The sequence below is a fragment of the Ruegeria sp. ABD4_443 genome (assembly GCF_056160865.1).
On sequence record NZ_JBSWYA010000003.1, the window covers coordinates 1 to 21,807 of the forward strand.

At 61.0% G+C, this 21,807-nt stretch carries 19 protein-coding genes; 10 read left to right on the plus strand and 9 right to left on the minus strand.

All coding sequences use genetic code 11. The features are described 5' to 3' along the window. Together ACXAG8_RS07170 and ACXAG8_RS07175 are read right to left on the minus strand one after the other, a co-directional pair. Window positions 1-403: RNA polymerase sigma factor (locus ACXAG8_RS07170; protein WP_475223133.1), on the minus strand; the 403-nt coding region annotated here is incomplete at its 3' end. A 72-nt stretch (window positions 404-475) separates the two neighbouring features. Further along, a complete protein-coding gene (locus tag ACXAG8_RS07175) occupies window positions 476-2,056 on the minus strand; it encodes an FMN-binding glutamate synthase family protein (RefSeq protein WP_475223134.1) in 1,581 nt (526 codons plus the stop codon). A gap of 315 nt (window positions 2,057-2,371) precedes the next feature. On the opposite strand from ACXAG8_RS07175, the gene ACXAG8_RS07180 reads away from it, so the two are divergent. Together ACXAG8_RS07180 and crcB are read left to right on the plus strand one after the other, a co-directional pair. Next, window positions 2,372-2,740: a fluoride efflux transporter FluC gene (locus ACXAG8_RS07180; RefSeq protein ID WP_475223135.1), complete on the plus strand. Its 369-nt coding sequence runs from the start codon at window positions 2,372-2,374 to the stop codon at window positions 2,738-2,740. Continuing rightward, window positions 2,737-3,099 (plus strand): fluoride efflux transporter CrcB, encoded by a 363-nt coding sequence (crcB, locus tag ACXAG8_RS07185; protein ID WP_475223136.1) that lies wholly within the window; start codon window positions 2,737-2,739, stop codon window positions 3,097-3,099. The genes ACXAG8_RS07180 and crcB overlap by 4 nt, the downstream gene beginning before the upstream one ends. On the opposite strand, the gene ACXAG8_RS07190 is transcribed toward crcB, so the two are convergent. Genes ACXAG8_RS07190 through ACXAG8_RS07215 form a run of 6 tightly spaced genes read right to left on the minus strand, consistent with a single transcriptional unit; the run spans window position 3,096 to window position 9,618 of the window. After that, window positions 3,096-4,625, minus strand: coding sequence for a DHA2 family efflux MFS transporter permease subunit (locus ACXAG8_RS07190; RefSeq protein ID WP_475223137.1), 1,530 nt, complete (start codon window positions 4,623-4,625; stop codon window positions 3,096-3,098). The two genes, crcB and ACXAG8_RS07190, sit on opposite strands and share 4 nt — an antisense overlap. Further along, window positions 4,622-5,608: an HlyD family secretion protein gene (locus ACXAG8_RS07195; RefSeq protein ID WP_475223138.1), complete on the minus strand. Its 987-nt coding sequence runs from the start codon at window positions 5,606-5,608 to the stop codon at window positions 4,622-4,624. Before ACXAG8_RS07195 ends, ACXAG8_RS07190 begins: the two co-directional genes overlap by 4 nt. A 33-nt stretch (window positions 5,609-5,641) precedes the next feature. Next, window positions 5,642-5,968 carry a cytochrome o ubiquinol oxidase subunit IV gene (locus ACXAG8_RS07200; protein WP_475223139.1) on the minus strand — a complete coding sequence of 109 codons (327 nt, stop codon included), beginning with the start codon at window positions 5,966-5,968 and terminating at the stop codon, window positions 5,642-5,644. Next, window positions 5,961-6,593: a cytochrome c oxidase subunit 3 gene (locus tag ACXAG8_RS07205; RefSeq protein WP_475223140.1), complete on the minus strand. Its 633-nt coding sequence runs from the start codon at window positions 6,591-6,593 to the stop codon at window positions 5,961-5,963. The genes ACXAG8_RS07200 and ACXAG8_RS07205 overlap by 8 nt, the downstream gene beginning before the upstream one ends. Then, the gene (locus ACXAG8_RS07210) at window positions 6,590-8,680 is read right to left on the minus strand and encodes a cbb3-type cytochrome c oxidase subunit I (protein WP_475223141.1); all 2,091 of its coding nucleotides are present in this window, start codon (window positions 8,678-8,680) and stop codon (window positions 6,590-6,592) included. The genes ACXAG8_RS07205 and ACXAG8_RS07210 overlap by 4 nt, the downstream gene beginning before the upstream one ends. After that, window positions 8,677-9,618: a cytochrome ubiquinol oxidase subunit II family protein gene (locus tag ACXAG8_RS07215; RefSeq protein ID WP_475223142.1), complete on the minus strand. Its 942-nt coding sequence runs from the start codon at window positions 9,616-9,618 to the stop codon at window positions 8,677-8,679. Before ACXAG8_RS07215 ends, ACXAG8_RS07210 begins: the two co-directional genes overlap by 4 nt. A gap of 163 nt (window positions 9,619-9,781) precedes the next feature. Between ACXAG8_RS07215 and ACXAG8_RS07220 the strand changes: the two genes are divergently transcribed. From ACXAG8_RS07220 to ACXAG8_RS07255, 8 genes are all read left to right on the plus strand, one after another. Beyond that, complete coding sequence (locus ACXAG8_RS07220) at window positions 9,782-11,017, plus strand: lytic murein transglycosylase (protein WP_475223143.1); 1,236 nt, start codon at window positions 9,782-9,784, stop codon at window positions 11,015-11,017. A 395-nt stretch (window positions 11,018-11,412) separates the two neighbouring features. Then, a complete protein-coding gene (locus tag ACXAG8_RS07225; protein ID WP_475223145.1) occupies window positions 11,413-13,041 on the plus strand; it encodes a peptide ABC transporter substrate-binding protein in 1,629 nt (542 codons plus the stop codon). A gap of 65 nt (window positions 13,042-13,106) precedes the next feature. Then, window positions 13,107-14,030 carry an oligopeptide ABC transporter permease OppB gene (oppB, locus tag ACXAG8_RS07230; protein WP_475223146.1) on the plus strand — a complete coding sequence of 308 codons (924 nt, stop codon included), beginning with the start codon at window positions 13,107-13,109 and terminating at the stop codon, window positions 14,028-14,030. Window positions 14,031-14,041: 11 nt separating this feature from the next. Further along, a complete protein-coding gene (locus ACXAG8_RS07235) occupies window positions 14,042-14,971 on the plus strand; it encodes an ABC transporter permease subunit (RefSeq protein ID WP_475223147.1) in 930 nt (309 codons plus the stop codon). 1 nt (window position 14,972) lies between these two features. Continuing rightward, window positions 14,973-16,778, plus strand: coding sequence for an ABC transporter ATP-binding protein (locus ACXAG8_RS07240; RefSeq protein WP_475223148.1), 1,806 nt, complete (start codon window positions 14,973-14,975; stop codon window positions 16,776-16,778). Window positions 16,779-17,082: 304 nt separating this feature from the next. Then, window positions 17,083-17,976, plus strand: coding sequence for a UTP--glucose-1-phosphate uridylyltransferase GalU (galU, locus tag ACXAG8_RS07245; RefSeq protein ID WP_475223149.1), 894 nt, complete (start codon window positions 17,083-17,085; stop codon window positions 17,974-17,976). A gap of 71 nt (window positions 17,977-18,047) precedes the next feature. Continuing rightward, a complete protein-coding gene (locus ACXAG8_RS07250; protein ID WP_475223150.1) occupies window positions 18,048-19,484 on the plus strand; it encodes a mannose-1-phosphate guanylyltransferase/mannose-6-phosphate isomerase in 1,437 nt (478 codons plus the stop codon). A 220-nt stretch (window positions 19,485-19,704) separates the two neighbouring features. Next, entirely contained in the window at window positions 19,705-20,787 is a 1,083-nt protein-coding gene (locus ACXAG8_RS07255) for a DUF2793 domain-containing protein (protein WP_475223151.1), read from the plus strand. Window positions 20,788-20,822: 35 nt separating this feature from the next. Here ACXAG8_RS07255 and fcl read toward each other — a convergent pair whose 3' ends face one another. Further along, window positions 20,823-21,800: a GDP-L-fucose synthase gene (fcl, locus tag ACXAG8_RS07260; RefSeq protein ID WP_475223152.1), complete on the minus strand. Its 978-nt coding sequence runs from the start codon at window positions 21,798-21,800 to the stop codon at window positions 20,823-20,825. Window positions 21,801-21,807: the final 7 nt, after the last annotated feature.

Here is a 21,807-nt window from a genome sequence, read left to right on the forward strand (position 1 = left end):
CCAGGGTCTGGCGCAGGTCGTCCGGCAGATCATTCATGGCCTGTTGCAGCCAGTCCAAGGCCGCCGCCGCCTCGGCCTGTTCGGACCGGCGCATCAGCTCCACGTCGCCCCAGCCCCTGGCGGCACGGTCGTGACTGGCCTGCCGCCGCCGGGCATCCTCGGCGGCATTTACCACCACGCGGTACAGCCATGTGGTGAATTTCGACCGCGCCTGAAAGCCTGTGATCTTAGCCGGCAGGGCGGCACAGATATCCTGGGTCAGGTCCTCGGCCGCCTCGGCCCGCCCGGTCAGCCGGAAGGCAAGGCGAAACACACGGTCGTAATGCCGTGCCAACAGGGTTGCAAAGGCCTCTGCATCCCCGCCCGCGGCCGATCTGGCCAAATCTTCATCCGAAGTCGTCATTCGCATCTCGGTATATAAGACGCGAGCCACTTCCCGATCCTTGGCCGAACCAGAGAAAAATTATGCGCCCCGTCAGAAATGTTTCGCCGAGGCTGCTTGCCAATCGGCCGCAAAGGCCGCCGGGACGGCATCGCCCAGCAGCGATTTGTCGTCGATAAGGGTGTAGAGCTCGGCATAAGAATGCTCTTTCTCGTCCGACGTACGGCGGCGAATGTCGGCAGGTTCAAGCTTGGAAACCGCGTCCTTGCCCATCGCGCCCAGGATCTCGCGAAAGCTTTCAACCGTTGCGGCGTGATAGCGCGCCACGCGAACGCGTTTCCGCGGCACGTTCACGGCCCGGCCCCGGATCGGGTCCTGCGTGGCCACGCCCGAGGGGCACCGGTTGGTGTTGCAATGCAACGCCTGGATGCAGCCAACGGCAAACATCATCGCCCGCGCCGCGTTGCACATATCTGCCCCCAGCGCACATTTTTCGATCATGTCATACCCGGACGCCACCTTGCCCGCACAGATGATCCGTATCTTGTCGCGCAGCCCCACGCCGCGCAGGCAGTTGTTGACGAAAATCAGCGCCTCGTTCAGGGGCATGCCCAAACGGTTGGTGAATTCCACCGGCGCCGCACCAGTGCCGCCTTCGGCCCCGTCAATGGTTATGAAATCCGGCAGAATACCGGTTTCCAGCATGGCCTTGCAGATCGCCATAAACTCGGACGGGCGACCGATGCACAGTTTGAAACCGACAGGCTTGCCGTCGGACAAGCTGCGCAGGTGCTGGACGAAATGCATCAACCCGGTCGGGCCATCAAAGGCCGAATGGGTCGGTGGCGAGATCACATCCTCATGCACGGGCACGCCGCGAATTTCGGCTATTTCTTCATCAACCTTGGCGGCAGGCAGCACCCCGCCATGTGACGGCTTGGCCCCTTGCGAAAGCTTGATCTCGATTGCCTTGACCACATCCTTTTTTGCCTTTTCGGCAAACAGGGTCTCATCGAAACCGCCTTGGGCTGTCCGGCAGCCAAAATACCCGGTTCCGATTTGCCAGATGATATCTCCGCCTTCGGCCAGGTGGTGCGGGGACAGGCCGCCTTCGCCGGTGTTATGCGCAAAACCCCCATCCTTGGCCCCGCCGTTCAACGCCTTGATCGCATTGGCGCTGAGGGCGCCAAAGCTCATGGCCGAGACATTCAGCCGCGAGGCCAGGTAAGGTTGCTGGCATTGCGGCCCGCCCAGCAGAACGCGAATTTCTGAATCGGGGACATGTTTGGGCGCCAGTGAATGATTGACCCGGTGATACCCGCAGGCCGTGATGTCATACTGGGTTCCAAACGCCTGCGTATCCTGCTGGCCCTTTGCGCGCGAATAGACCAATGCCCGGATAATCCGGTTATAGGGCCTGCCGCTTTCGTTGGTTTCCACGAAATATTGCCGGATTTCAGGGCTGACAAATTCGAGCATGTACCGGAAATGGCCCAGCACAGGATAGTTGTTCAGCACGTTGTGCTTGGTGGTCAGCACATCATAAAGACCGATTACCGCGTAGGGCACCAGAACAACCAGCAACCAATAGGCCGGAGACCACAGGTAGCCAAGCAACAAGGTCAGCGGCAGGCCGATATATGTCACGATGTAATAAAGCCTGCGAACGATCATAGTCGGTCCCCCTGGGTTGCGCGGTTCCGCGCGGCCTTTGGTTCTGGTTTGCGCCCCCAATTCACCCCAAGACCGGTTTTGGGTCGGGCCAGCGCGCCGGTTGCCATGCAATCGTTGAATGGGTTGGCCTGGAATTGCAAGCTTTTGAACCGCTTAGACCGCGCACGCGCGGATATGTGAACCCCGGCCGATCTGCCAACAGGATGGCTGCGCGCTTGATCAGGGCCATCGCTGCCTGTATTCCAAGGGCGACACGGTCAACGCGGGATCAACACCTTGGCGATAACGGCACCGGCTTTTGCCAGAGGGTCCCTGATGTATCTGGCCGTTTTTGTCGGGGGCGCCGCCGGGTCACTGCTGCGCGAGGCCTTCTCGGTCCCGATCCCCGGGTTTGCGGTCCTGACCTCGACCTTTGGCATCAATGTCGTGGCCTGTTTCATCCTTGGCTGGCTTTATGCAATCCGGCACCGGGTGCATGCCCATGTCTTGCATTTTGGCGCGGTTGGGTTTTGCGGCGGGCTGTCCACCTTTTCGTCCTTTGTGGCCGAGCTGGAGCGCATTGCGGCCTCGGCGGATTGGATCGTGGTGGTTGCCCTGTTCGCCGAAATTGCCGTGGGACTGGGCGCGGCGATCATTGGCGAAGCCATCGGACGCCGCAATCACCGGCGGAATGCACCGCCATGACCGAGATGTATCTGCACGCTATGTTCGGCCTGGGCGGAGGGCTAGGCGCTGTCCTGCGGCATTGGCTGGCCCTGCGGGTCGTTCACGACCTGCCCTTTGCCACGTTGCTGGTGAACGTTTTGGGCAGCCTGGCGCTGGGGGTATGGATCGGCTATCTCGGCGGGTCGGCCGAGATGGGCGAAGAGGAAAAGCGCCTGGTCTTTGGCTTTTGCGGCGGCTTCACCACGTTTTCAAGTTTCGCCTACCAATCCCTGCAACTGCATCGCGAACGCACCATCGCGCTGGCTGCGGGGAACATCCTGCTCAGCCTTGTGCTGTGCTGGCTGGCCTTGTGGCTGGGGCTGTTCCTGACAGGCTAATGCGCCGGCACCCCTGCCTGCGTACCCGGTTCGGGGGCGCGGCAGAACAACAGCAGCGGAATGGTCGCCAGCGCCAAAAGCCCCAGGTTGTTGAACACGGTCAGATAGGAAATCAACTCTGCCTGCCTTGATATCTCTTGTGCCAGGATCGATGCACCCTCGGCGCTGTCCGGCGTCAGGCCCAACGGGCTGAGATAGCTTTGGGCGGCGGGGTTATAGGGCGTCACGTTCCGGGTCAGGTCGGCCGTGTTGATCTGTAACCCGCGCACGACCCAGGTGCCAACCACCGAAATCCCGATCGACGATCCCAGTTGGCGGGTCACGTTGAACAGGCCCGATGCCTCGTCCTGCCGGACCTTGCTGATACTTTCAAAAGCCAGGATGGACATCGGCACAAAGACCAGACCCATTCCCAACCCGCTGACGGCACCGGGCCAGGCAAGCTGCCAGAAACTGGCGTTCATGTTCAAGGTGCCCAGCATGAAATTGCTGACCGCGATCAGGAACAGGCCAATCCCCGCCAGCAAGCGGGGATCAAAACGCGACACCAGCACCGAACCCGTCAGGACCATGGACAGCCCGGCGGCAAACCCGCGCGGAATGAACAGGTGACCCGATGCAATGACCGGATAGTCCAGAAGGTTCTGCACAAAGGTCGGGAAAATCGCGATGGTTCCGAACAGGGACATCGCAAACCCGGCGATGATCAGATTCGACAGGGCAAAGTTGCGATCCGCGAACAGGCGCAGATCAACAACCGGGGATTTGGTCATCAGGCCGTGCACGACAAAGGCAAAGGCCCCAAGGACGGCGGCAATCACGGCAACCTGGATGACATGCGATGACAGCCAATCCATGGTTTCGCCCTGATCCAGAACGAATTGCAAACAGCCGATTCCGATGGCCAGAAAAGCCAGACCTTTCCAGTCGATGCGGATGTCTTCGGTCTTGTCATCCGGCAACTCTCCGGCCAGCAGCAGCAGGGCCAGCGCCGCGACGGGAATGTTGACGAAAAACACCATCCGCCACGAGAAATACTCGGTCAGGATCGCGCCCACGGTGGGGCCCAGCACCGGGGCCACCACCACACCCAGGCCGAAAATGGCCATCGCCTGCCCCCTCTTTTCGCGCGGAAAGGAATCAAACAGGATGGATTGCGACAGCGGAATGAGGAAAGCGCCGAACATGCCTTGCGCCAGCCGGAAGGCAACGATGGTCTCCAGGCTCCAGGACAGGCCGCACATGACCGACATGACGGCAAATCCGGTGACCGCCGTCAGGATCAGCCGCCGACGCCCGACCCGCCGGGCGACAAAGCCGGTCAGGGGCATGACCACCACAGCAGACACGATATAGCTGGTCAGAATCCAAGTGGCCTGATCCGTCGTCGCCCCAAAGGCCGCCTGAATATGCGGCAGCGCCACGTTGACGATGGTGCTGTCCAGAACCTCGAGAATGGCGCTGAGCACCACGGCAACCACGATGACCGGATTGACCCGGCCTGATGCGGCTGCGGCCTGCGTCATTGTCCGGCCTGCGGTGTCGCGGTCGTGTCCACGGTGACCTTGCTGCTGCCACCGACACGCAGCGCGGCATCCGTGGCATCAAGCCGGATGCGCACCGCAAAGCGGCGCGTGACCTTGACCCAGTTCCCGCTGGAATTCTCGGACGGCAGCAACGAGAACGTGTCCCCCGACCCCCGCCCGATCGATGCGACCTGCCCGGTCAGGGTCAGACCGGGCAGCATGTCCACATTGATCTTGACGGGTTGGCCCGGACGAATTCTGGGCAGCGCGGTTTCCTTGAAATTCGCATCGACCCACCAATCATCCGACTCGACGATGGAAAATTGCGGGGCATTGGCCGAGACCGACGAACCGGGGCGCAGCGTCAGGTTGGCGATCCAGCCATCGGCCGTCGCATAGACCTTGGTCCAGGCCAGATCCGCCTCGGCGATGCGCAGCTGCGCGCGGGACGACAGAACCGCATCCTGCTTGGCCGCAAGACCGCTTTGCAGGGCCAGCAGGTTGGATTGGTTCGTAATCAGCCGGGCCGAGGCCTCGGCGAAATCGGACGCGGTCTGGTCCAGCGAGGCCTGCGCCAAATCCCCGTCCGAGAACAGTGCGCGGGCACGTTCCAGGTTCGAATTGGCGGTGTCAAAGGCCGATTGCGCGCTGTCCACGGCCGCCTGGGCGGATGTTATCCCCGTCCCATAGGATTCGGCCTGTTGAATGGCGCTGTCCAGGTCAGCGCGTGCCTGATCAACGGCGGCGCTGAACTGCGTATCGTCGATGGTGAACAAAAGCTCTCCGGCTTTGACGGGCTGGTTCTCGGATACCAGAACCTGCGATACCTGCCCGGTCACCTGAGCGGCGACATAGATGATATTTGCACCGACATAGGCGTCCTTGGTCGACGGAAAGCGTTCCTCGTGCCGCCAACACAGGAACAGCGCGGCGCCAATACCGGCCAGCAGGGCGACAGCAGCAAGGCCTTTGAGCGATTTCATCCTAAACCTCGTATTTCTTCCCGCCGCGGGGCGTTACATGACGTGCATATGCATCCGGTGGGCCAGGTTGCCCAATATCCAAACGGTTCCGCAAATGATGATCAGCAGCACCAGCGTCGAGAACAGGACCAGGTCCAGGTCTTCACGGCTGCTGCGCCGCCGGTCGATATGCAGAAAATAAACCAGCTGCACCACAAGCTGCGCCAGACCCAACAGGCCGATGGCCAGGTAGACACCCGGCGTTTCGATCCCGAACCGATACGCAATCGCGAACACCGCCAGGGTCAGACCCAGCGAGCCGCCATAGCCGATCAGGTACCGGCGCCGTTCACGCCGGTGCATCTCGGACCGTCTATCCATAGGCCAAACCTCCGAAATAAACGATGGTGATGATACCGATCCAGATCAGATCGAGGAAATGCCAGAACAGCGCCAGCCGCACGACGCGCGAGAGGACCCGGTCCGTCATCCCCATGACCCGCAGTTGAATACCCAGAACAATCAGCCACAAACACCCGGCGGCCACGTGCAGCCCGTGCAACGGCACCAGCCCGAAAAAGGCCGAAAGAAAGCCGCTGCGTTGCGGCACGCCCCCCTTTTCGGCCATCGCCATGAAATCGCGCACCTCCAGCACAAGAAAGCTGAGCCCCAGAACAAGCGTCACCGCGAACCAGAACACGATGCGCGCACGCGGCAGGTTGTATTTCAACGCCAGCATTGCAAGCCCGACGGTCAGGCTGCTGGTCAGCAGGATAAGGGTCTGGGCAAAAACGCTGTGAAGATCGAACAGCTCATGCGGGCCCGGACCGCCCGCCTGGGCGTCGATCATGGTGATATAGATGGCAAACATCAGCCCGAAATAGACCAGGTCGCTCATCAGAAAGACCCAGAAGCCGAAGGTTACGACCTCGGTCGCCTTGTGCGCGCTGGCGTGGCGTTCGCCCAGGTTGATCCCCGGATAGCTGTGTGTCGGCGCCCGCTTCATGTCGCTGGCTCCAGGTCGGGGCGGGCCAGACCGCGGTTGCGCGACGTTGTTTCGTCGTCGCGGTCGATTGCTGGCGCCTGGTGAACCTGCTCAAGCCAGGCTTCGTGTGCCTTGCGTACCTCTTCGGCGGGGATGGTCAGTTCGGTACTGCTGTCAAAGCTCCAGAGTATGACCGCCAAAATGATCAGGACGCTGGCAAGGATGGCCAGCCACCAGATCCACCAGACCAGCGCGAACATCCAGACCCCGCTGAGAACGCACAGGATGAACCCGATGCCCGTATTGCGGGGAATGTCTATGTCCTCATAGGCGTCTGGGCTGGGATAGGCGACGCCGTGTTCCTTTGCCGCAGCGAAATCATCCCGGTCCGAAACGCGCGGAATGATCGCGAAATTATACGCAGGCGGCGGCGCCGGGATCGACCATTCCAGCGTTCTTCCGTCCCACGGGTCGCCGGCTGGCACGCGCGTCCGGTCCCGGTCCCGGATCGAGACCCACAGTTGCACCAGGACCGACAAGAGCGCCCCCAGAACCACCAGCGCACCGACCAGTGCGACAATCATATAGGGGTGAAAATCGGGGTCTTCCCAGCTGAACGACCGGCGCGGCATGCCCAGCAGCCCGACGAAATAAAGGGGCAGGAATGTCAGCATGAACCCCAAGGTCCACAGCGCCACGCTGACCCGGCCCCAGCCTTCGTTAAGGCGAAACCCAAAGGCCTTGGGAAACCAGTAATTATATGCGGCCAGCAGCCCGAACAGCACGCCGGGCAACAGGACATTGTGGAAATGCGCCACCAGGAACAACGTGTTGTGAACCTGGTAATCCACCGTCGGATTGGCCAGGATCACCCCGCTTAGCCCCCCGATGACAAACAGCATCAAAAAGGCCAACCCGTACAGCATCGGCACCGAGAACCGGATGCGCCCCCGCCAGAGCGTCGCCATCCAGTCATAGACCTTTACCCCTGTCGGGATTGCGATCAGCATCGTTGCGATGCCGAAAACCGCGTTGATCAGGGCGCTTTGGCCCATGGTAAAGAAATGGTGCAGCCAGACCGTAAAGGACAGGATGGCGATCGACATCGTCGCAATCACCAGCGAGTTGTAGCCGTAGAGGCGCTTGGCGGAAAAGGTCGCGAAGACCTCGGAATAGATGCCATAGGCCGGCAGGACCAACAAATAGACCTCGGGGTGGCCGAACAGCCAGAACAGGTTGGCATAATTCATCATATTGCCGCCCAGGTCATTGGTGAAAAAGTGGAAATCCAAATAGCGGTCGGCGGCCAGCAACAAGGCCGCAACCCCCAGAGGCGGCATCGCAAACACGATCAGGATCGAGCTGCAGATGATCGTCCAGCAATACATGGGCAACCGCATGAACGTCATGCCCGGCGCCCGCAGCTTATAGATCGTGACCGCAAAATTGATGCCGGTCAGCGTGGTGCCGATGCCCGACACCACGATGGCCCAGATCCAGTAATCAGGCCCCACACCGGGGTTGAACGCAGCCCCCGTATAGGGCGGATAGGCGGTCCAGCCGCCGGTCGAGAACTCGCCCACCACCAGCGACACCATCAGCATCATGCCAGCGGACACCGTCAGCCCCAGGCTGATCTGGTTCATGACGGGAAAGGCGACATCACGCGCGCCGATCATCAGCGGCACGACGTAATTGGCGATACCAAAGACAAAGGGGACGGCCACGAAAAAGATCATGATCGTACCATGCGTGCTGAACAGCTCGGCAAAATGTTCGGCGGCCAGGAAACCGTCGCCCGGCCCCGCGGCCTGTTGCGCGCGCATCACGACACCTTCCAGCACGCCCCGCGCCAGCATCACCACGGCAAAGACAACGTACATGATACCGATTTTCTTGTGATCCGCGCTGGTCAGCCAATCGCGCCACAGCGGCCCCCACAGGCGAAACCAGCTTAGCAACGCGACAACGACCACGACGCCGACAACGACCACTGCCGCCGCGGCATTGGCGACGATCTCATTTGCGCCCGGATGCCGGATCAACGCGGCGACCGGGAAGGCATCCCAGGTCAGACGGCCAAAGAAACCTTGGTCCTGGGGGATCATTCGCCCGCCTCCTGTCCGGTTGCCGTTTTGCCGAAACCCGCCGTGCCCGGCTGATCGTGAACGGCCAGAGCCGTGCCGCTGTGGTACCGGCCGAGGATCGTGTGAAACAGATCGCCGTCATCCAGCCTGAAATACAGGGCAGTGTCCGGCATCTTTTCTGTCCCCAAAGCGGCCTGAACCTCGGCCCGGTCGGTCCGCATGGCAAGGGTCCGATATGTGTCAGGGTCCAGAAGGATACCATTTGCCCGCACGGTATCGACCCAACCGTCGAAATCGTCCTGCGTCATGGCCCGTGTTTCGAATTTCTGTCCGGTAAACCCGCGCCCGTTATATTGCGTGTTCTCACCCTGCATCACACCCGGCGTGTCGGCCACAAGGTGCAATTGCGTGGTCATCCCCGGCATCGCATAGATCTGGCCCGCCAGTGCCGGGATCATGAATGACTGCATGACCGTATCGGTGGTCAGCGTCAGGGCAACCTGTCGGCCCACGGGCATGCCCATTTCACCGACACTGGCAATTCCCAGGTCCGGGTAAATGAACAGCCATTTCCAGTCCAACCCGACAACCTGCACCTGAACGGCAGGCCCTTCACCAAACGGCGCGGCATAGGGATCAAGTCGATGCGTGGCCTTCCACAGATAGAATGACAAAACCACCACGATCGCCACGGGCACACCCCACATCAGAAATTCCAGCGGGGCGGAAAAATCCCAGTTCGGCGCATATGTGGCGGCACTGTTCCTGCGGCGGCGATACCGCCACGCAATCAGCGGCACCAGCACAAGAACAGGGATAACGGCGATCAGGATCAGCCAGGTCGCCCGCAGCATATGGGTTTTCTGAACAGCCGCGATCGGGCCCTGCGGGTCCATAAAGCTGTCGCTGGCGCCCATGACCGGGCCTGACACGGCCAGCGCCACAAGCGCAGCCAGCATCGGCACTGACCATTTGGACCTGTGGTTTCTTGCCAAGGTTACCCGTCCTTCGATGCCATCTGTCTTATCCAACTATCAACAGTGCCTGAAAAACCTCAAGGCTTTTCCCACCCCCGGGTCGCACGCGGTTGACTTGGCCGCGCGGGCGCGTGACTTTGCAGCGATGCGTATGATCCTGATCACCCTTGGCCTGATCTTGATGGCCAACGCCGCGCCCGCGCAAAGCCGGGCAGATGTCGAACAGCAATTCCAGGACTGGCTGGCCCGCACGATCTGGCCGCAAGCCCGCGCCAGGGGCGTTTCGCGCGCGACCTTCGACAAGGCCTTTGCCGGGGTTTCCGTGAACTGGGACCTGCCGGATCTTGTCCCGCCCGGAAGCACAGCCAAAACACCCCGGAAACAACGCCAGGCCGAATTCGGTGCGCCGGGGCGGTATTTCAACGCAGGCTCTGTGCAAGGGGCGACATCGGTTGGCCGCAAGATGGCCAGCAAGCACGCCAAAACCCTGGCACGGGTCGAAACGGATACCGGTGTGCCTGGCCGCATCATCCTTGCCATCTGGGGCCGCGAAAGCGGTTACGGGCAGGTGCCGATCCGCCATGATGCATTCGAAGTATTGGCAACCAAGGGGTTCATGAGCACACGCGCCGCATATTTCCAGGATGAACTGATCGCCGCACTGGAAATCGCCGAGGCCGGTCACCTGGGTGGGCGCGCCATGAAAAGCAGCTGGGCCGGGGCCCTGGGCCAACCGCAATTCATGCCCTCAAGCTTTTTGTCCTTTGCCGCGGATGGCGACCGCGATGGCCGGGCGGATATCTGGAATTCCCAAGATGACACGATTGCCTCGATCGGGAACTACCTGGCCCGGCATGGCTGGGTCGCGGGGCGTGACTGGGGGTTCGAAGTGCGGGTGCCGGCCAATGTCTCTTGCGCGTTGGAAGGCCCCGACCAGGGCCGCCCGATCCGCGAATGGGCCGAAATGGGCCTTGCCCGCGTGTCCGGCAAACCCTTTCCTGCACATGAACGCAACGGCAAGGGGTTCCTGATGATGCCCGCCGGGCGGAACGGGCCCGCATTCGTGGTGACGCCCAATTTCTATGTCCTCAAGGAATATAACAAAAGCGACCTTTATGCCTTGTTCGTGGGTCATGTCGGCGACCGGATTCAGTATGGCGTCGGCGATTTCGCCGGGCGCTGGGGCAAGGTCGGCGGGCTGTACCGGTCGGACATCGCCGCGATGCAACGCGCGCTGGAACAGCAAGGGCATGACGTCGGCGGGGCCGATGGGCTGCCCGGCTTCAAGACCCGCCGCTCGATCGGGCGCTGGCAGGAAGCCACCGGCCAGCCGGCAACCTGCTTTCCCGAGGCGGCCATGAAAGCCCATCTGGTGCCCTGACGAAACAGCCGCTTTCAAGGGCGATTCGGGCCGCGACGCCCGACCCGACCTGGAAACCGTGCGCGTGCAGCATTGTAAAATTGTTACAGAGCGGCGGCCGGTCCTAACAAAATTTCGGTGACGTCGCGGCGCAAAGATCGAATCTACCTTTGGTTGCTAAAATGACAACCAAGCCTTTAACCGTAGACAAAATAGTGCCACGCTCGCTGCCAGTGAAAGACACCTTTCGCGACCACTTCACCGAATGCACTTTAAAAGGCTGCTCTGCAGTGTTCCGTCCAAATGGCAATTCCAGTCCCTGACCTCGCCGGTTTCCGGCGGGATTTCGGGCGCGTTGCCTTTGTGGCCTGACCCTTTCGATGTGCAGTTTCGGTGCAAAAAATGGGAGTAGAAAAATGAACACATATATTCGCAATACGCTGGCGGGGCTGTTGTCCTCGACCATGATCACCGGCGCGGCCTTCGCCGCCGGGACACATCCCGAAACCGGCGAGGCGCTGGCGGATGACCAGACCTTCACCTATCGCATCCTGGACGAACACAGCTCGGTCGACCCGCAGGTGGTCGAAGATGTTTCGGGCGCGGAGATTGTACGCGACCTGTTCGAAGGCCTGATGAACCAGGACGAAGACGGCAACCTGGTTCCCGGTGTCGCAACCGGCTTTACGACCAATGACGCCAAAAATGTCTATACGTTCACACTGCGCGATGACGCCAAATGGTCCAACGGTGACCCGGTGACCGCGGGCGATTTCGTCTTTGCCTGGAAACGCGCCGTCGATCCCGAACTGTCCTCGCCCTATGCCTGGTTCATGGAGTTGATGTCGATCGAGAACGCGGCCGACATCATTGCCGGAAACGCATCGGTTGACGATCTGGGCGTCAAGGCCATCGACGACAAGACGCTTGAGGTCACGCTCAGCGCGCCGCTGCCCTATTTTCCGCAGATGACCACCCATTCGACGACCTTCCCTGCCCCGCAGAAAGTGATCGAAGAATTTGGCGATGCCTGGACCAAGCCTGAGAACATCGTATCAAACGGTGCCTATGTATTGACCGAGCATCTGCCGCAGGAACGTTCGGTCCGCGAACGCAACGAAATGTACTGGGACAACGACAACACCATCGTCGACAAGGTCGTGGCGCTGGTCATCAACGATGAGAACGTCGCCCTGACCCGCTATCTGGCCGGCGAGCTTGACCGGACCGAAGTACCTGCCGGGCAGTACCCGCGCCTCAAGGAAGAACACCCCAACGAGGCGATCAGCTTCCCGCGGCTGTGCAACTATTACTATACGTTCAACCTGTCCGACGGCGGCCCCGAGGCGTTCAAGGACCCGAATGTCCGTCAGGCCCTGTCGCTGGCGGTTGACCGGGCGATCATCACCGAAAAGGTGATGGCAGGCGGCCAGCCCGAGGCCTATACCTTTGCCCCCGAGGCAACCGCTGGCTTTACCGTTCCGGATGTCGAAATGGCGTCGATGAGCCAGGCCGAGCGGGACGAGCTAGCCAAGGAACTGCTGGCCGAGGCCGGATATGGACCCGACAATCCGCTGAGCTTTGAAATGGTTTACAACACCTCGGAAAACCACAAGAAGGTTGCCGTGGCGCTGAGCCAGATGTGGAAACAGAAACTGGGCGTGCAGGCCGAACTGGCCAACATGGAATGGAAAGTGTTCCTGGAAGAACGCGGCAACCAGAACTTTGACCTGGCCCGTGGCGCATGGTGCGGCGACTATAACGAAGCCTCGACCTTCCTGGACCTGCTGCAATCGGACTCGGGCTATAACGACGGCAAATTCGCCAACCCCCGCGTCGACGAATTGCTGGCCGAAGCCAAGACGTCGGATGATCCCGCCCCGCTTTATACCGAGGTCGAGCGTATCATCGCGCAGGAAACCCCTGTGATCCCGATCTATCACTATGCCGGTGTCTATATGATGGACAGCGATGTGGGGAACTGGCCGGTGAACAATGTCGAGCAGAACTGGTACTCGAAGAACCTGTACAAGCTTGCCGAATAATCCACTTTGACACGCGCCCGCCCCAAGACCGTCTTGGGGCGGGCCAATAGACATGGGGGCATGTCATGCTTGCCTACAGTTTGCGGCGCTTGCTGGCCGCCATTCCGACGATCCTGTTGCTGATTGTCGCCTGCTTTTTTCTGATGCATTTTGCGCCCGGCGGGCCATTCACCTCGGAACGGCCCCTGCCGCCGCAGGTTCTGGCCAATATCGAGGCGCGGTACGGCCTGGACCAACCGCTGTGGAAACAGCTTTGGGACTACCTGTACAATATCGTGGTGCATTTCGATTTTGGCCCGTCCTTCAAGTTCAAGGACCGCGACGTCAATGACATCATCGCGCAAGGTTTCCCGATCTCACTGACCTATGGCTCTTTGTCGTTCCTATTCGCGACGGCTGTCGGTGTCAGCCTGGGGATCGCCGCAGCAATCCGCCACAATACCTGGATCGACTATTTTGCCGTCGGCCTGGGGATCGCCGCGCAGGCGCTGCCGAATTTCATCATGGGTCCGATCCTGATCCTGACTTTTACCCTGTGGCTGGGTTGGCTGCCGGGCGGCGGCTGGAACGGGGGGCAGTGGCAATACCTGGTCATGCCGGTGATCGCGCTTGCGACATCCTATATGGGGTCCATCGCGCGGATCACCCGGTCGTCGATGCTTGAGGTTCTGAACTCGAACTTCATCCGCACTGCACGCGCCAAGGGTCTGCCGACCAGAACCGTGATCTGGCGCCATGCGCTAAAGCCCACATTGCTGCCCGTTGTGTCCTATCTGGGTCCGGTTTTTGTCTACGTGCTGACCGGCTCGGTCTTTGTGGACATCTATTTTTCGACCGGCGGCCTGGGTCAGGCCTATGTCGGCTCGGCCCTGTCCCGAGACTATGCGGTGCTGCTGGGGGTCACGATCCTTTATGGCGTGCTGACCGTTCTGGTGAACCTGCTGACCGACCTGGCCTATGCCTGGTTCGATCCGAAAATCCGATACTGAGGGGCAGGCCAATGCTTGGAAAATCACAAAAAGCCGCCCATCTGGCCGAGGACATCACCGATTTCACGGTCATTCAGGGGCGTTCACTGTGGCAGGACGCGCGCATGCGTTTTGTCCGCAACAAGGCCGCGATGGCCAGCGTCTTTATCTTGGCGCTGATCGTTCTGTTCACCATCATCGGTCCGTATTTCGCGGCCTGGAGCAACGAAGAGATTGATTGGAACATCATGGGCGACGTGCGCGGAATGGGCATGCCCTCGGTGGAAACCGGGCATTATTTCGGCGTCGACGATCTGGGGCGCGACCTTTACAGCCGGGTTATACAGGCGACGACGACCTCGTTGTTGGTAGGCCTGATCGGGGCCGCAACGGCGCTGATCGTCGGCACCTGCTATGGCATCGCTGCCGGTTATATCGGCGGGCGCACCGACAGCGTCATGATGCGCTTTGTCGATATCCTGCTGGCGATTCCGGCAACGCTGGTGATCATCCTGCTGCTGGTCGTGGCGGGACGGTCCTTCTTCATGCTGTTCATCGCGCTTGGTGCGGTGGGCTGGCTGACCATGGCCCGGATCGTGCGCGGGCAGACCTTGACCCTGAAAAACCGCGAGTTCATCGAGGCCGCGCGCGCCGCGGGTGTCAGTGAGTTTACCATCATGTACCGCCACATCCTGCCCAACCTGCTGGGCGTTGTCATCGTCTATGCCTCGCTTCTGGTGCCCGAGATGATCCTGACTGAAAGCTTCATCTCGTTCCTCGGCCTCGGGATTTCCGAACCCTACACCTCGCTTGGTCGGCTGATCGCCGAAGGGGCCGGCACCATGAGCTATGGCACGCTGTGGCAGCTGCTGTTCCCGCTGTCATTCTATGTCACCATCATCATCACGATGTTCTTCATCGGCGATGGCTTGCGTGACGCTTTGGACCCGAAGGATCGCTGATATGAGTTTGTTCTCCGTCAAGGACCTGAGCGTCCAGTTCGACACCCCCGATGGCGTGGTCGAGGCCGTCAAGGGCATCAGTTTCGATATCAATCCCGGCGAATGCCTTGGTATCGTGGGCGAAAGCGGGTCAGGCAAAAGCCAGACCTTCATGGCCGCCATGGGCTTGCTGCCATCGGCGGGTCGCGCGTCTGGTTCGGCCATGCTGAACGGCAGGGAAATCCTGAACCTGCCTGTCGGCAAGCTGAACAAGATCCGCGGCTCGGATGTGGGCATGATCTTTCAGGACCCGCTGACCGCCCTGACCCCGCATCTGCGGATCGGGCAACAGATGCGCGAAGTGCTGCAGGTTCACGAAGGGCTGCAGGGTACGGCCGCGCGGGCGCGATGCCTGGACTGGCTGAACCGTGTGCGCATCCCCGAGGCCGCGCGTCGTCTGGATCAATACCCGCACGAACTGTCGGGCGGAATGCGCCAACGGGTGATGATCGCAATGTCGATGCTGTGCAACCCCAAGCTGCTGATTGCCGACGAACCCACGACCGCGCTGGACGTAACCGTTCAGGCCGACATCCTGGACCTGATGGTGACCCTGCAACAGGACGAAGGCACGGCGATTGCGCTGATCACCCATGACATGGGCGTTGTCGCCCGCATGTGCGACCGCATTCAGGTCATGCGCAAAGGCGCCTTTGTCGAAGCCGGTGACACGCGGGAGATCTTCCGCTCGCCGCAGCACGACTATACCCGGACGCTGCTGGATGCGATGCCGCGGATTGATGCGGGCGACGCGCCAAAGCCCGTGGATGCGGGCGACGAACCGCTGCTGAAGGTCGAAGACGTCAAGGTTCAGTTCCCCATCCATGTGCCGGGCGGGTTGTTCGGGCGCACGGTTCCGCTGCGGGCCGTGGATGGCGTCAGCTTTGACATCCGCAAGGGCGAAACGCTGGGCGTCGTGGGCGAATCCGGGTGCGGCAAGTCCACACTGGCCCGTGCCGTGCTGCAACTGATCGAACCCAGCGCGGGGAATGTCAGCTGGCTGGGCAACCCGATTGTCGGGCTGAAACGGGCCGAGCTGAACAAGTACCGCAAGGACTTGCAGATCGTGTTCCAGGACCCGTTGGCCAGCCTTGACCCACGCATGACCATCTCGGCCTCGATCGCGGAACCGCTCAAGACCTACCGCCCCGACCTGACCGAGCGCGAGCGCAAGGCGCAGGTGACCCAGATGATGGAAAGGGTCGGCCTGGATGCCGCAATGATCAACCGGTACCCGCATGAATTGTCGGGCGGCCAGAACCAGCGCGTCGGGATCGCCCGCGCGATGATCAACAAGCCGCGGCTGATCATCTGCGATGAGGCGGTTTCCGCCCTGGACGTGTCCATTCAGGCGCAGATCGTGGAATTGCTGCGCGAGCTTCAGCAGGAATTTGGGCTGTCGATGATCTTTATCAGCCACGACCTGTCGGTCGTTCGCGCCGTATCGAACCGGATCATGGTTCTGTACCTGGGCCGAATCGTCGAGCTGGGCGACGGTGAGGTGATCTGTTCCGACCCGGTTCATCCTTATACACGGTCGCTGATCTCGGCCGTTCCGATCCCGGACCCCGATGTCGAACGCAGCCGCCAGCGGCTGAAGCTGCCGGGCGAGTTGCCTTCGCCCATGGACCCAAAGGCGGCATTGCGGTTCCTGCCCAGCCGGCTGGCAGCCGGGCAGGACGATTATGTACCGCAACTGGATCAGGTCGCGCCCGGCCATTTTGTCGCCGAACACGACCCGCTGGACGAGATTCTGAATCGCCCCTGACCAAATGCCCCCGACCGCAGTCGCGGTTCGGGGGCCAGTTTGCCGCGACGTGGCCGACCCAGAATGACAGGCGCAAACCCGCCGACAGGTCGGCCCAACGCCGGAACCTGCCCGAAACCCGTGCAGGCTGGCGGATCATTGCCCCAAAGGGGCCGACGGGTTTTGACTTCACCCCGACAAAATGCCAATTTTCAATGCGTTCGGACCAGGGAAATTCTGTAACATTGATTGATGCGGCAACGCCGCATATGAAAAACCTGAAAGCACCGCAATTTCCGGACGAAATACGAATTTGAGAGGTCACATGTCACGCAAGGTCACCAAGGCAATTTTCCCGGTTGCGGGTTTGGGCACACGGTTCCTTCCAGCAACCAAATCGGTCCCCAAAGAGATCATGACCCTGGTCGACCGGCCATTGGTACAATACGCCATCGACGAGGCCCGCGCCGCCGGCATCACCGAGTTCATTTTTGTCACCTCGCGCGGGAAATCGGCGCTTGAGGATTATTTCGACCACAACCTGGTGCTGGAGCAGGAGCTCAAGAACAAGGGCAAGGACCAACTGCTTGAGACACTGAACGCGACGAATATGGAAAGCGGCGCCATTGCCTATATCCGCCAGCACAAGGCCCTGGGCCTGGGCCATGCGGTGTGGTGTGCGCGGCGCCTGATCGGCGACGAGCCATTTGCCGTCATGCTGCCTGACGATGTCATTGCCGCCGACAAGCCCTGCCTACAGCAGATGATCGAAGCCTATGAGGAAACCGGTGGCAACATGGTTGCCGCGATGGAGGTGCCCCCGGAAAAGACCAGCTCGTACGGGGTTCTGGACGTGGGCGACAATGTCGGCACCGTGGTCCGCACCAAGGGCATGGTCGAGAAACCTCAACCCGAGGATGCCCCGTCGAACCTGGCCGTTATCGGGCGCTATGTCCTGGGCCCGTCGGTCCTTTACAACCTTAATCAGATGAAAAAGGGCAGCGGCGGGGAAATCCAGCTGACCGACGCGATTGCCGAAGATATCGGAAACGGCGTGCCCGTATTCGGATACCGATTCAAGGGCCAACGCTTTGACTGCGGGTCGAAATCCGGATTCCTGCGCGCCACGGTCGCCTTTGCACTGGCCCGCGATGACCTGCGCGACGACCTGAAAGAGTACCTGCATGATATTGTTGCAACGGACCACGCCGCACAATGAGCGAAGGTGCTTCACCTTTCCGGTGATCATTGCGATATGCTGAGACAGGGCATCCAAAGAGCAAAAGCATAATGAGCAACATTTATCCTGTCATTCTCTGCGGTGGGTCGGGCACCCGCCTGTGGCCGCTGTCGCGCAAAAGCTATCCCAAGCAGTTCGTGCCGCTGATCGGTGAAACCAGCCTGTTGCAGGATTGCGCCGAGCGGATGCAGGGGCCGTCTGATGCGCCCTATGCCAAGCCGTTGATCCTGACCAATGAAGCGTTCCGGTTCATTGTTACGGAACAGCTGACTGCAATCGGTGTGAACCCCGGCCCGATCCTGATCGAGCCTGACGGGCGCAACACTGCGCCCGCCGTGCTGGCCGCCGCAGTATACCTGTCGGAGAAAGACCCTGACGCGATCATGCTGGTTGCGCCGTCCGATCACGTCGTGCCGGACAAATCCGCCTTTCACGACGCCGTGGCGCGCGGCAGCCAGGCTATCGCGGAACGGGGCGACCTTGTGACTTTCGGCATTACCCCGGATCGTCCCGAAACCGGGTACGGGTATCTCAAGCTGCGCCATGCACCGGATCAGACCGGAGCCGCCGTCCCGCTGGACCGGTTCGTCGAAAAGCCCGACCTGGACCACGCAAAATCCATGGTCGCCGACCAGAGCTATCTGTGGAATTCCGGCATCTTCCTTTTCGCCGTGCGCGACATCATCGCCGCGTTCAAGGCCCATGCCCAGCCGTTGATGGCTCCGGTCAGCGCAGCCGTTACCAAGGCCGAAGCCGACCTGGGGTTCTTGCGCCTGGACCCTGCCGCCTGGAACGATGTCGATGACATCTCGATCGACTACGCGGTGATGGAAAAGGCCGACAACCTTAGTGTCGTGCCCTATGCAGCGGGCTGGTCGGATGTGGGCAGTTGGTCCGCCGTCCAGGAGCTCAGCCATCCCGACGCCAACGGGGTCGCCGAAACCGGAGAGGTCACGACCATAGATTGCAGCAACGTGCTGGTGCGTTCGGAATCCCCCGCGCAAGAGGTCGTGGCGATGGGTCTGGAAAACGTCATTGCTGTGGCCATGCCGGACGCTGTGCTGGTGGCCAGCATGGACAAAGCGCAGGACGTCAAACAGGCCGTAACCGCGTTGAAAGCCAAGGGTGCAAAACAGGCTGAATCACTGCCTGTCGATCACCGTCCCTGGGGCTGGTTCGAAAGCCTGGTCGTCGGTGAACGGTTCCAGGTCAAGCGCATCCATGTCCATCCCGGCGCGTCACTGAGCCTGCAGTCGCACCACCACCGGTCCGAGCACTGGATCGTTGTGGAAGGCACCGCAAAAGTCACGATCGACGATGACGTCCGGCTGGTTTCGGAAAATCAATCCGTCTATATCCCGCTGGGCGCGGTGCACCGGATGGAAAACCCCGGCAAGGTTCCGATGGTCCTGATCGAGGTCCAGACCGGCACCTATCTGGGCGAGGATGACATCATCCGATACGAGGATATCTATGCCCGCAAGTGATGGCTGGATCAGGGCGCTGCCCTGACGCCCGAGAATCACTCTGCGCCCGATGGCGGTCCCAGATTTTATCCAATACCGGAACAAGCGGATCATTGTTGCCCGCTAGGAAACCATACCTTTCCAAAAAATTTATCGGGTGTTCTGCCTCTTCAGGCGGGATTCAGGGCCGTGACGGCAGGGTGGCGCGCAACGACATTGTCGGACCGACAGCCACAGGAGGATGCCCGTGTCACAAAGCTCACCCCGATTGAACCTGCCGTTTCTACAGCCTGCACAGGCCCAGAAACACGTCACCCATAACGAGGCTTTGCGCCAGATCGACCTGGTCACGCAGCTGAGCCTGTCCAGCCTGAACGCCACGACCCCACCCCCGGCACCGGAAGAGGGCGAGACCCACGCGCTTGGCGCCGCACCAACCGGCGATTGGGAAGGCCGGGCCGGTCACTTGGCGGCCTGGCTGGAAACCGCCTGGCATTTCGTGACGCCGGGCATTGGCTGGCGCGCCTGGGATCAGTCCTCGGGGCAGATGAAACTGTGGGATGGGGGGGCGTGGATCGACCCGCCGGTCGAAACCCAGAACCTGGACGGAATCGGCATCGCAACCAACCATGACAGCACCAATCGCCTGTCCGTGCGCAGCCCGGCCACGCTGCTGAGCCATGAGGGCGGCGGCCACCAGTTGAAGATCAACAAGGCCAATGATGCCGAAACCGCCGCGTTGCTGTTTCAATCCAACTGGACCGGGCATGCCGAAATGGGCCTGGCGGGTGGCACCGGGTTTTCCATCAAGGTTTCGCCGGATGGGGGCAACTGGACCGAGGCGCTGACCCTTGATCCCACAACCGGACATGCAGGCGGTGCGGCGGTTCAGGTCAGCGCCGACGACACCACGCCCGGCCGGTTGATGCGCGCCGATTACGGCTATGGCCCCGGCAATGTTTTGGGGGCGGTTTCTCAGTCCGGCGGCGTTCCAACGGGGGCCGTCATCGAACGCGGCACCAACAGTAACGGCGATTTCCTGCGCTTTGCCGATGGAACCCAGATCTGCATCGCTTCGCTGAGCGCAGTCACATGCACACTCACCGAAGGCGCGCTTTATGCAAGTTCTTCAATTTCTTGGAGTTTTCCTACCAGCTTTGCGCCCGGTTCGACCCCTTGCATCAGCGGCAATGGGGGTGGTCTGGCCCGTTTCCTAAGCGCAGGCACACCCACCGAAACAAGCGGCAGCCTCAAGGTGCTTTGCGCCACATCCGACGCAACCGCCCTGGCCCCTTCGGTGGTCGCGATTGGCCGCTGGTTCTGACCTTTTCGTGACCATCCGGGCCCGCGTCCGGGTGGTCACTTGGCGCGCAATGCGTCGTCCGCCTGTTCCAGGAACCACGCATAGGTCTGGCGAATCCCGTCCTCAAGCCCGATGCTTGCACGCCAGCCCATATCGGCCAGCCGGGACACATCCATCAGCTTGCGCATCGTGCCGTCCGGCTTGCTGGTGTCCTGCGTAATACGGCCCGTATACCCGGTCGCGGCTGCGACCATCGCGGCCAGTTCAGCAATTGAGACATCCGTACCGCAGCCAACATTGATATGGCTGAGCATCGGCTGCGTGTTCGCGTCATACACGTCCCGCGGCAGGTCCAGAACAAACAGCGACGCCTGGGCCATGTCGTCCACATGCAGAAATTCGCGGCGCGGTTTGCCAGTGCCCCAGATCACGACCTCGTCCAACCCGTCGCGCTTTGCCTCGTGGAACCGGCGGATCATCGCGGGCAGGACATGGCTGTTTTCGGGGTGGAAATTGTCACCCGGCCCGTACAGGTTGGTCGGCATGACCGAGCGGTAATCGACCCCATGTTGCCGGTTATAGCTTTCGCACAGCTTGATACCGGCGATCTTGGCAACCGCGTATGGCTCGTTTGTGGGCTCTAACACGCCGGTCAGCAAGGCGTCTTCGGACATCGGTTGCGCCACGGCGCGCGGATAGATGCAGGAACTGCCAAGCTGTAGCAGGTGCCGCACGCCCGCCTCGAACGCCTGATGGATAACGTTACATTCGATCATCAGGTTTTTGTAAATGAAATCCGCCGGGTAGGTGTTGTTTGCATGGATCCCGCCAACCTTTGCCGCCGCCAAGATGACGACATCGGGACGCTCGGCCTGAAGGAAGTCACGAACCGCGGATTGGTCGGTCAGGTCCAGTTCGGCATGGGTGCGGGTGATCAGTTGCAGCGCCTCGCCCTGATCCTTGCGGGCCTGCAACCGGCGCAGGATCGCCCCGCCGACCATGCCGCGATGCCCTGCAACGTAGATCTTGCGCATGTCGCTC

What these genes read in the sequence shown, in the direction of transcription:
- ACXAG8_RS07175 (WP_475223134.1), bottom strand. Translation starts at nt 2,056, where the DNA reads ATGATCGTTCGCAGGCTTTATTACATCGTGACATATATCGGCCTGCCG.
- ACXAG8_RS07180 (WP_475223135.1), top strand. Translation starts at nt 2,372, where the DNA reads ATGTATCTGGCCGTTTTTGTCGGGGGCGCCGCCGGGTCACTGCTGCGC.
- crcB (WP_475223136.1), top strand. Translation starts at nt 2,737, where the DNA reads ATGACCGAGATGTATCTGCACGCTATGTTCGGCCTGGGCGGAGGGCTA.
- ACXAG8_RS07190 (WP_475223137.1), bottom strand. Translation starts at nt 4,625, where the DNA reads ATGACGCAGGCCGCAGCCGCATCAGGCCGGGTCAATCCGGTCATCGTG.
- ACXAG8_RS07195 (WP_475223138.1), bottom strand. Translation starts at nt 5,608, where the DNA reads ATGAAATCGCTCAAAGGCCTTGCTGCTGTCGCCCTGCTGGCCGGTATT.
- ACXAG8_RS07200 (WP_475223139.1), bottom strand. Translation starts at nt 5,968, where the DNA reads ATGGATAGACGGTCCGAGATGCACCGGCGTGAACGGCGCCGGTACCTG.
- ACXAG8_RS07205 (WP_475223140.1), bottom strand. Translation starts at nt 6,593, where the DNA reads ATGAAGCGGGCGCCGACACACAGCTATCCGGGGATCAACCTGGGCGAA.
- ACXAG8_RS07210 (WP_475223141.1), bottom strand. Translation starts at nt 8,680, where the DNA reads ATGATCCCCCAGGACCAAGGTTTCTTTGGCCGTCTGACCTGGGATGCC.
- ACXAG8_RS07215 (WP_475223142.1), bottom strand. Translation starts at nt 9,618, where the DNA reads ATGCTGGCTGCGCTTGTGGCGCTGGCCGTGTCAGGCCCGGTCATGGGC.
- ACXAG8_RS07220 (WP_475223143.1), top strand. Translation starts at nt 9,782, where the DNA reads ATGCGTATGATCCTGATCACCCTTGGCCTGATCTTGATGGCCAACGCC.
- ACXAG8_RS07225 (WP_475223145.1), top strand. Translation starts at nt 11,413, where the DNA reads ATGAACACATATATTCGCAATACGCTGGCGGGGCTGTTGTCCTCGACC.
- oppB (WP_475223146.1), top strand. Translation starts at nt 13,107, where the DNA reads ATGCTTGCCTACAGTTTGCGGCGCTTGCTGGCCGCCATTCCGACGATC.
- ACXAG8_RS07235 (WP_475223147.1), top strand. Translation starts at nt 14,042, where the DNA reads ATGCTTGGAAAATCACAAAAAGCCGCCCATCTGGCCGAGGACATCACC.
- ACXAG8_RS07240 (WP_475223148.1), top strand. Translation starts at nt 14,973, where the DNA reads ATGAGTTTGTTCTCCGTCAAGGACCTGAGCGTCCAGTTCGACACCCCC.
- galU (WP_475223149.1), top strand. Translation starts at nt 17,083, where the DNA reads ATGTCACGCAAGGTCACCAAGGCAATTTTCCCGGTTGCGGGTTTGGGC.
- ACXAG8_RS07250 (WP_475223150.1), top strand. Translation starts at nt 18,048, where the DNA reads ATGAGCAACATTTATCCTGTCATTCTCTGCGGTGGGTCGGGCACCCGC.
- ACXAG8_RS07255 (WP_475223151.1), top strand. Translation starts at nt 19,705, where the DNA reads ATGCCCGTGTCACAAAGCTCACCCCGATTGAACCTGCCGTTTCTACAG.
- fcl (WP_475223152.1), bottom strand. Translation starts at nt 21,800, where the DNA reads ATGCGCAAGATCTACGTTGCAGGGCATCGCGGCATGGTCGGCGGGGCG.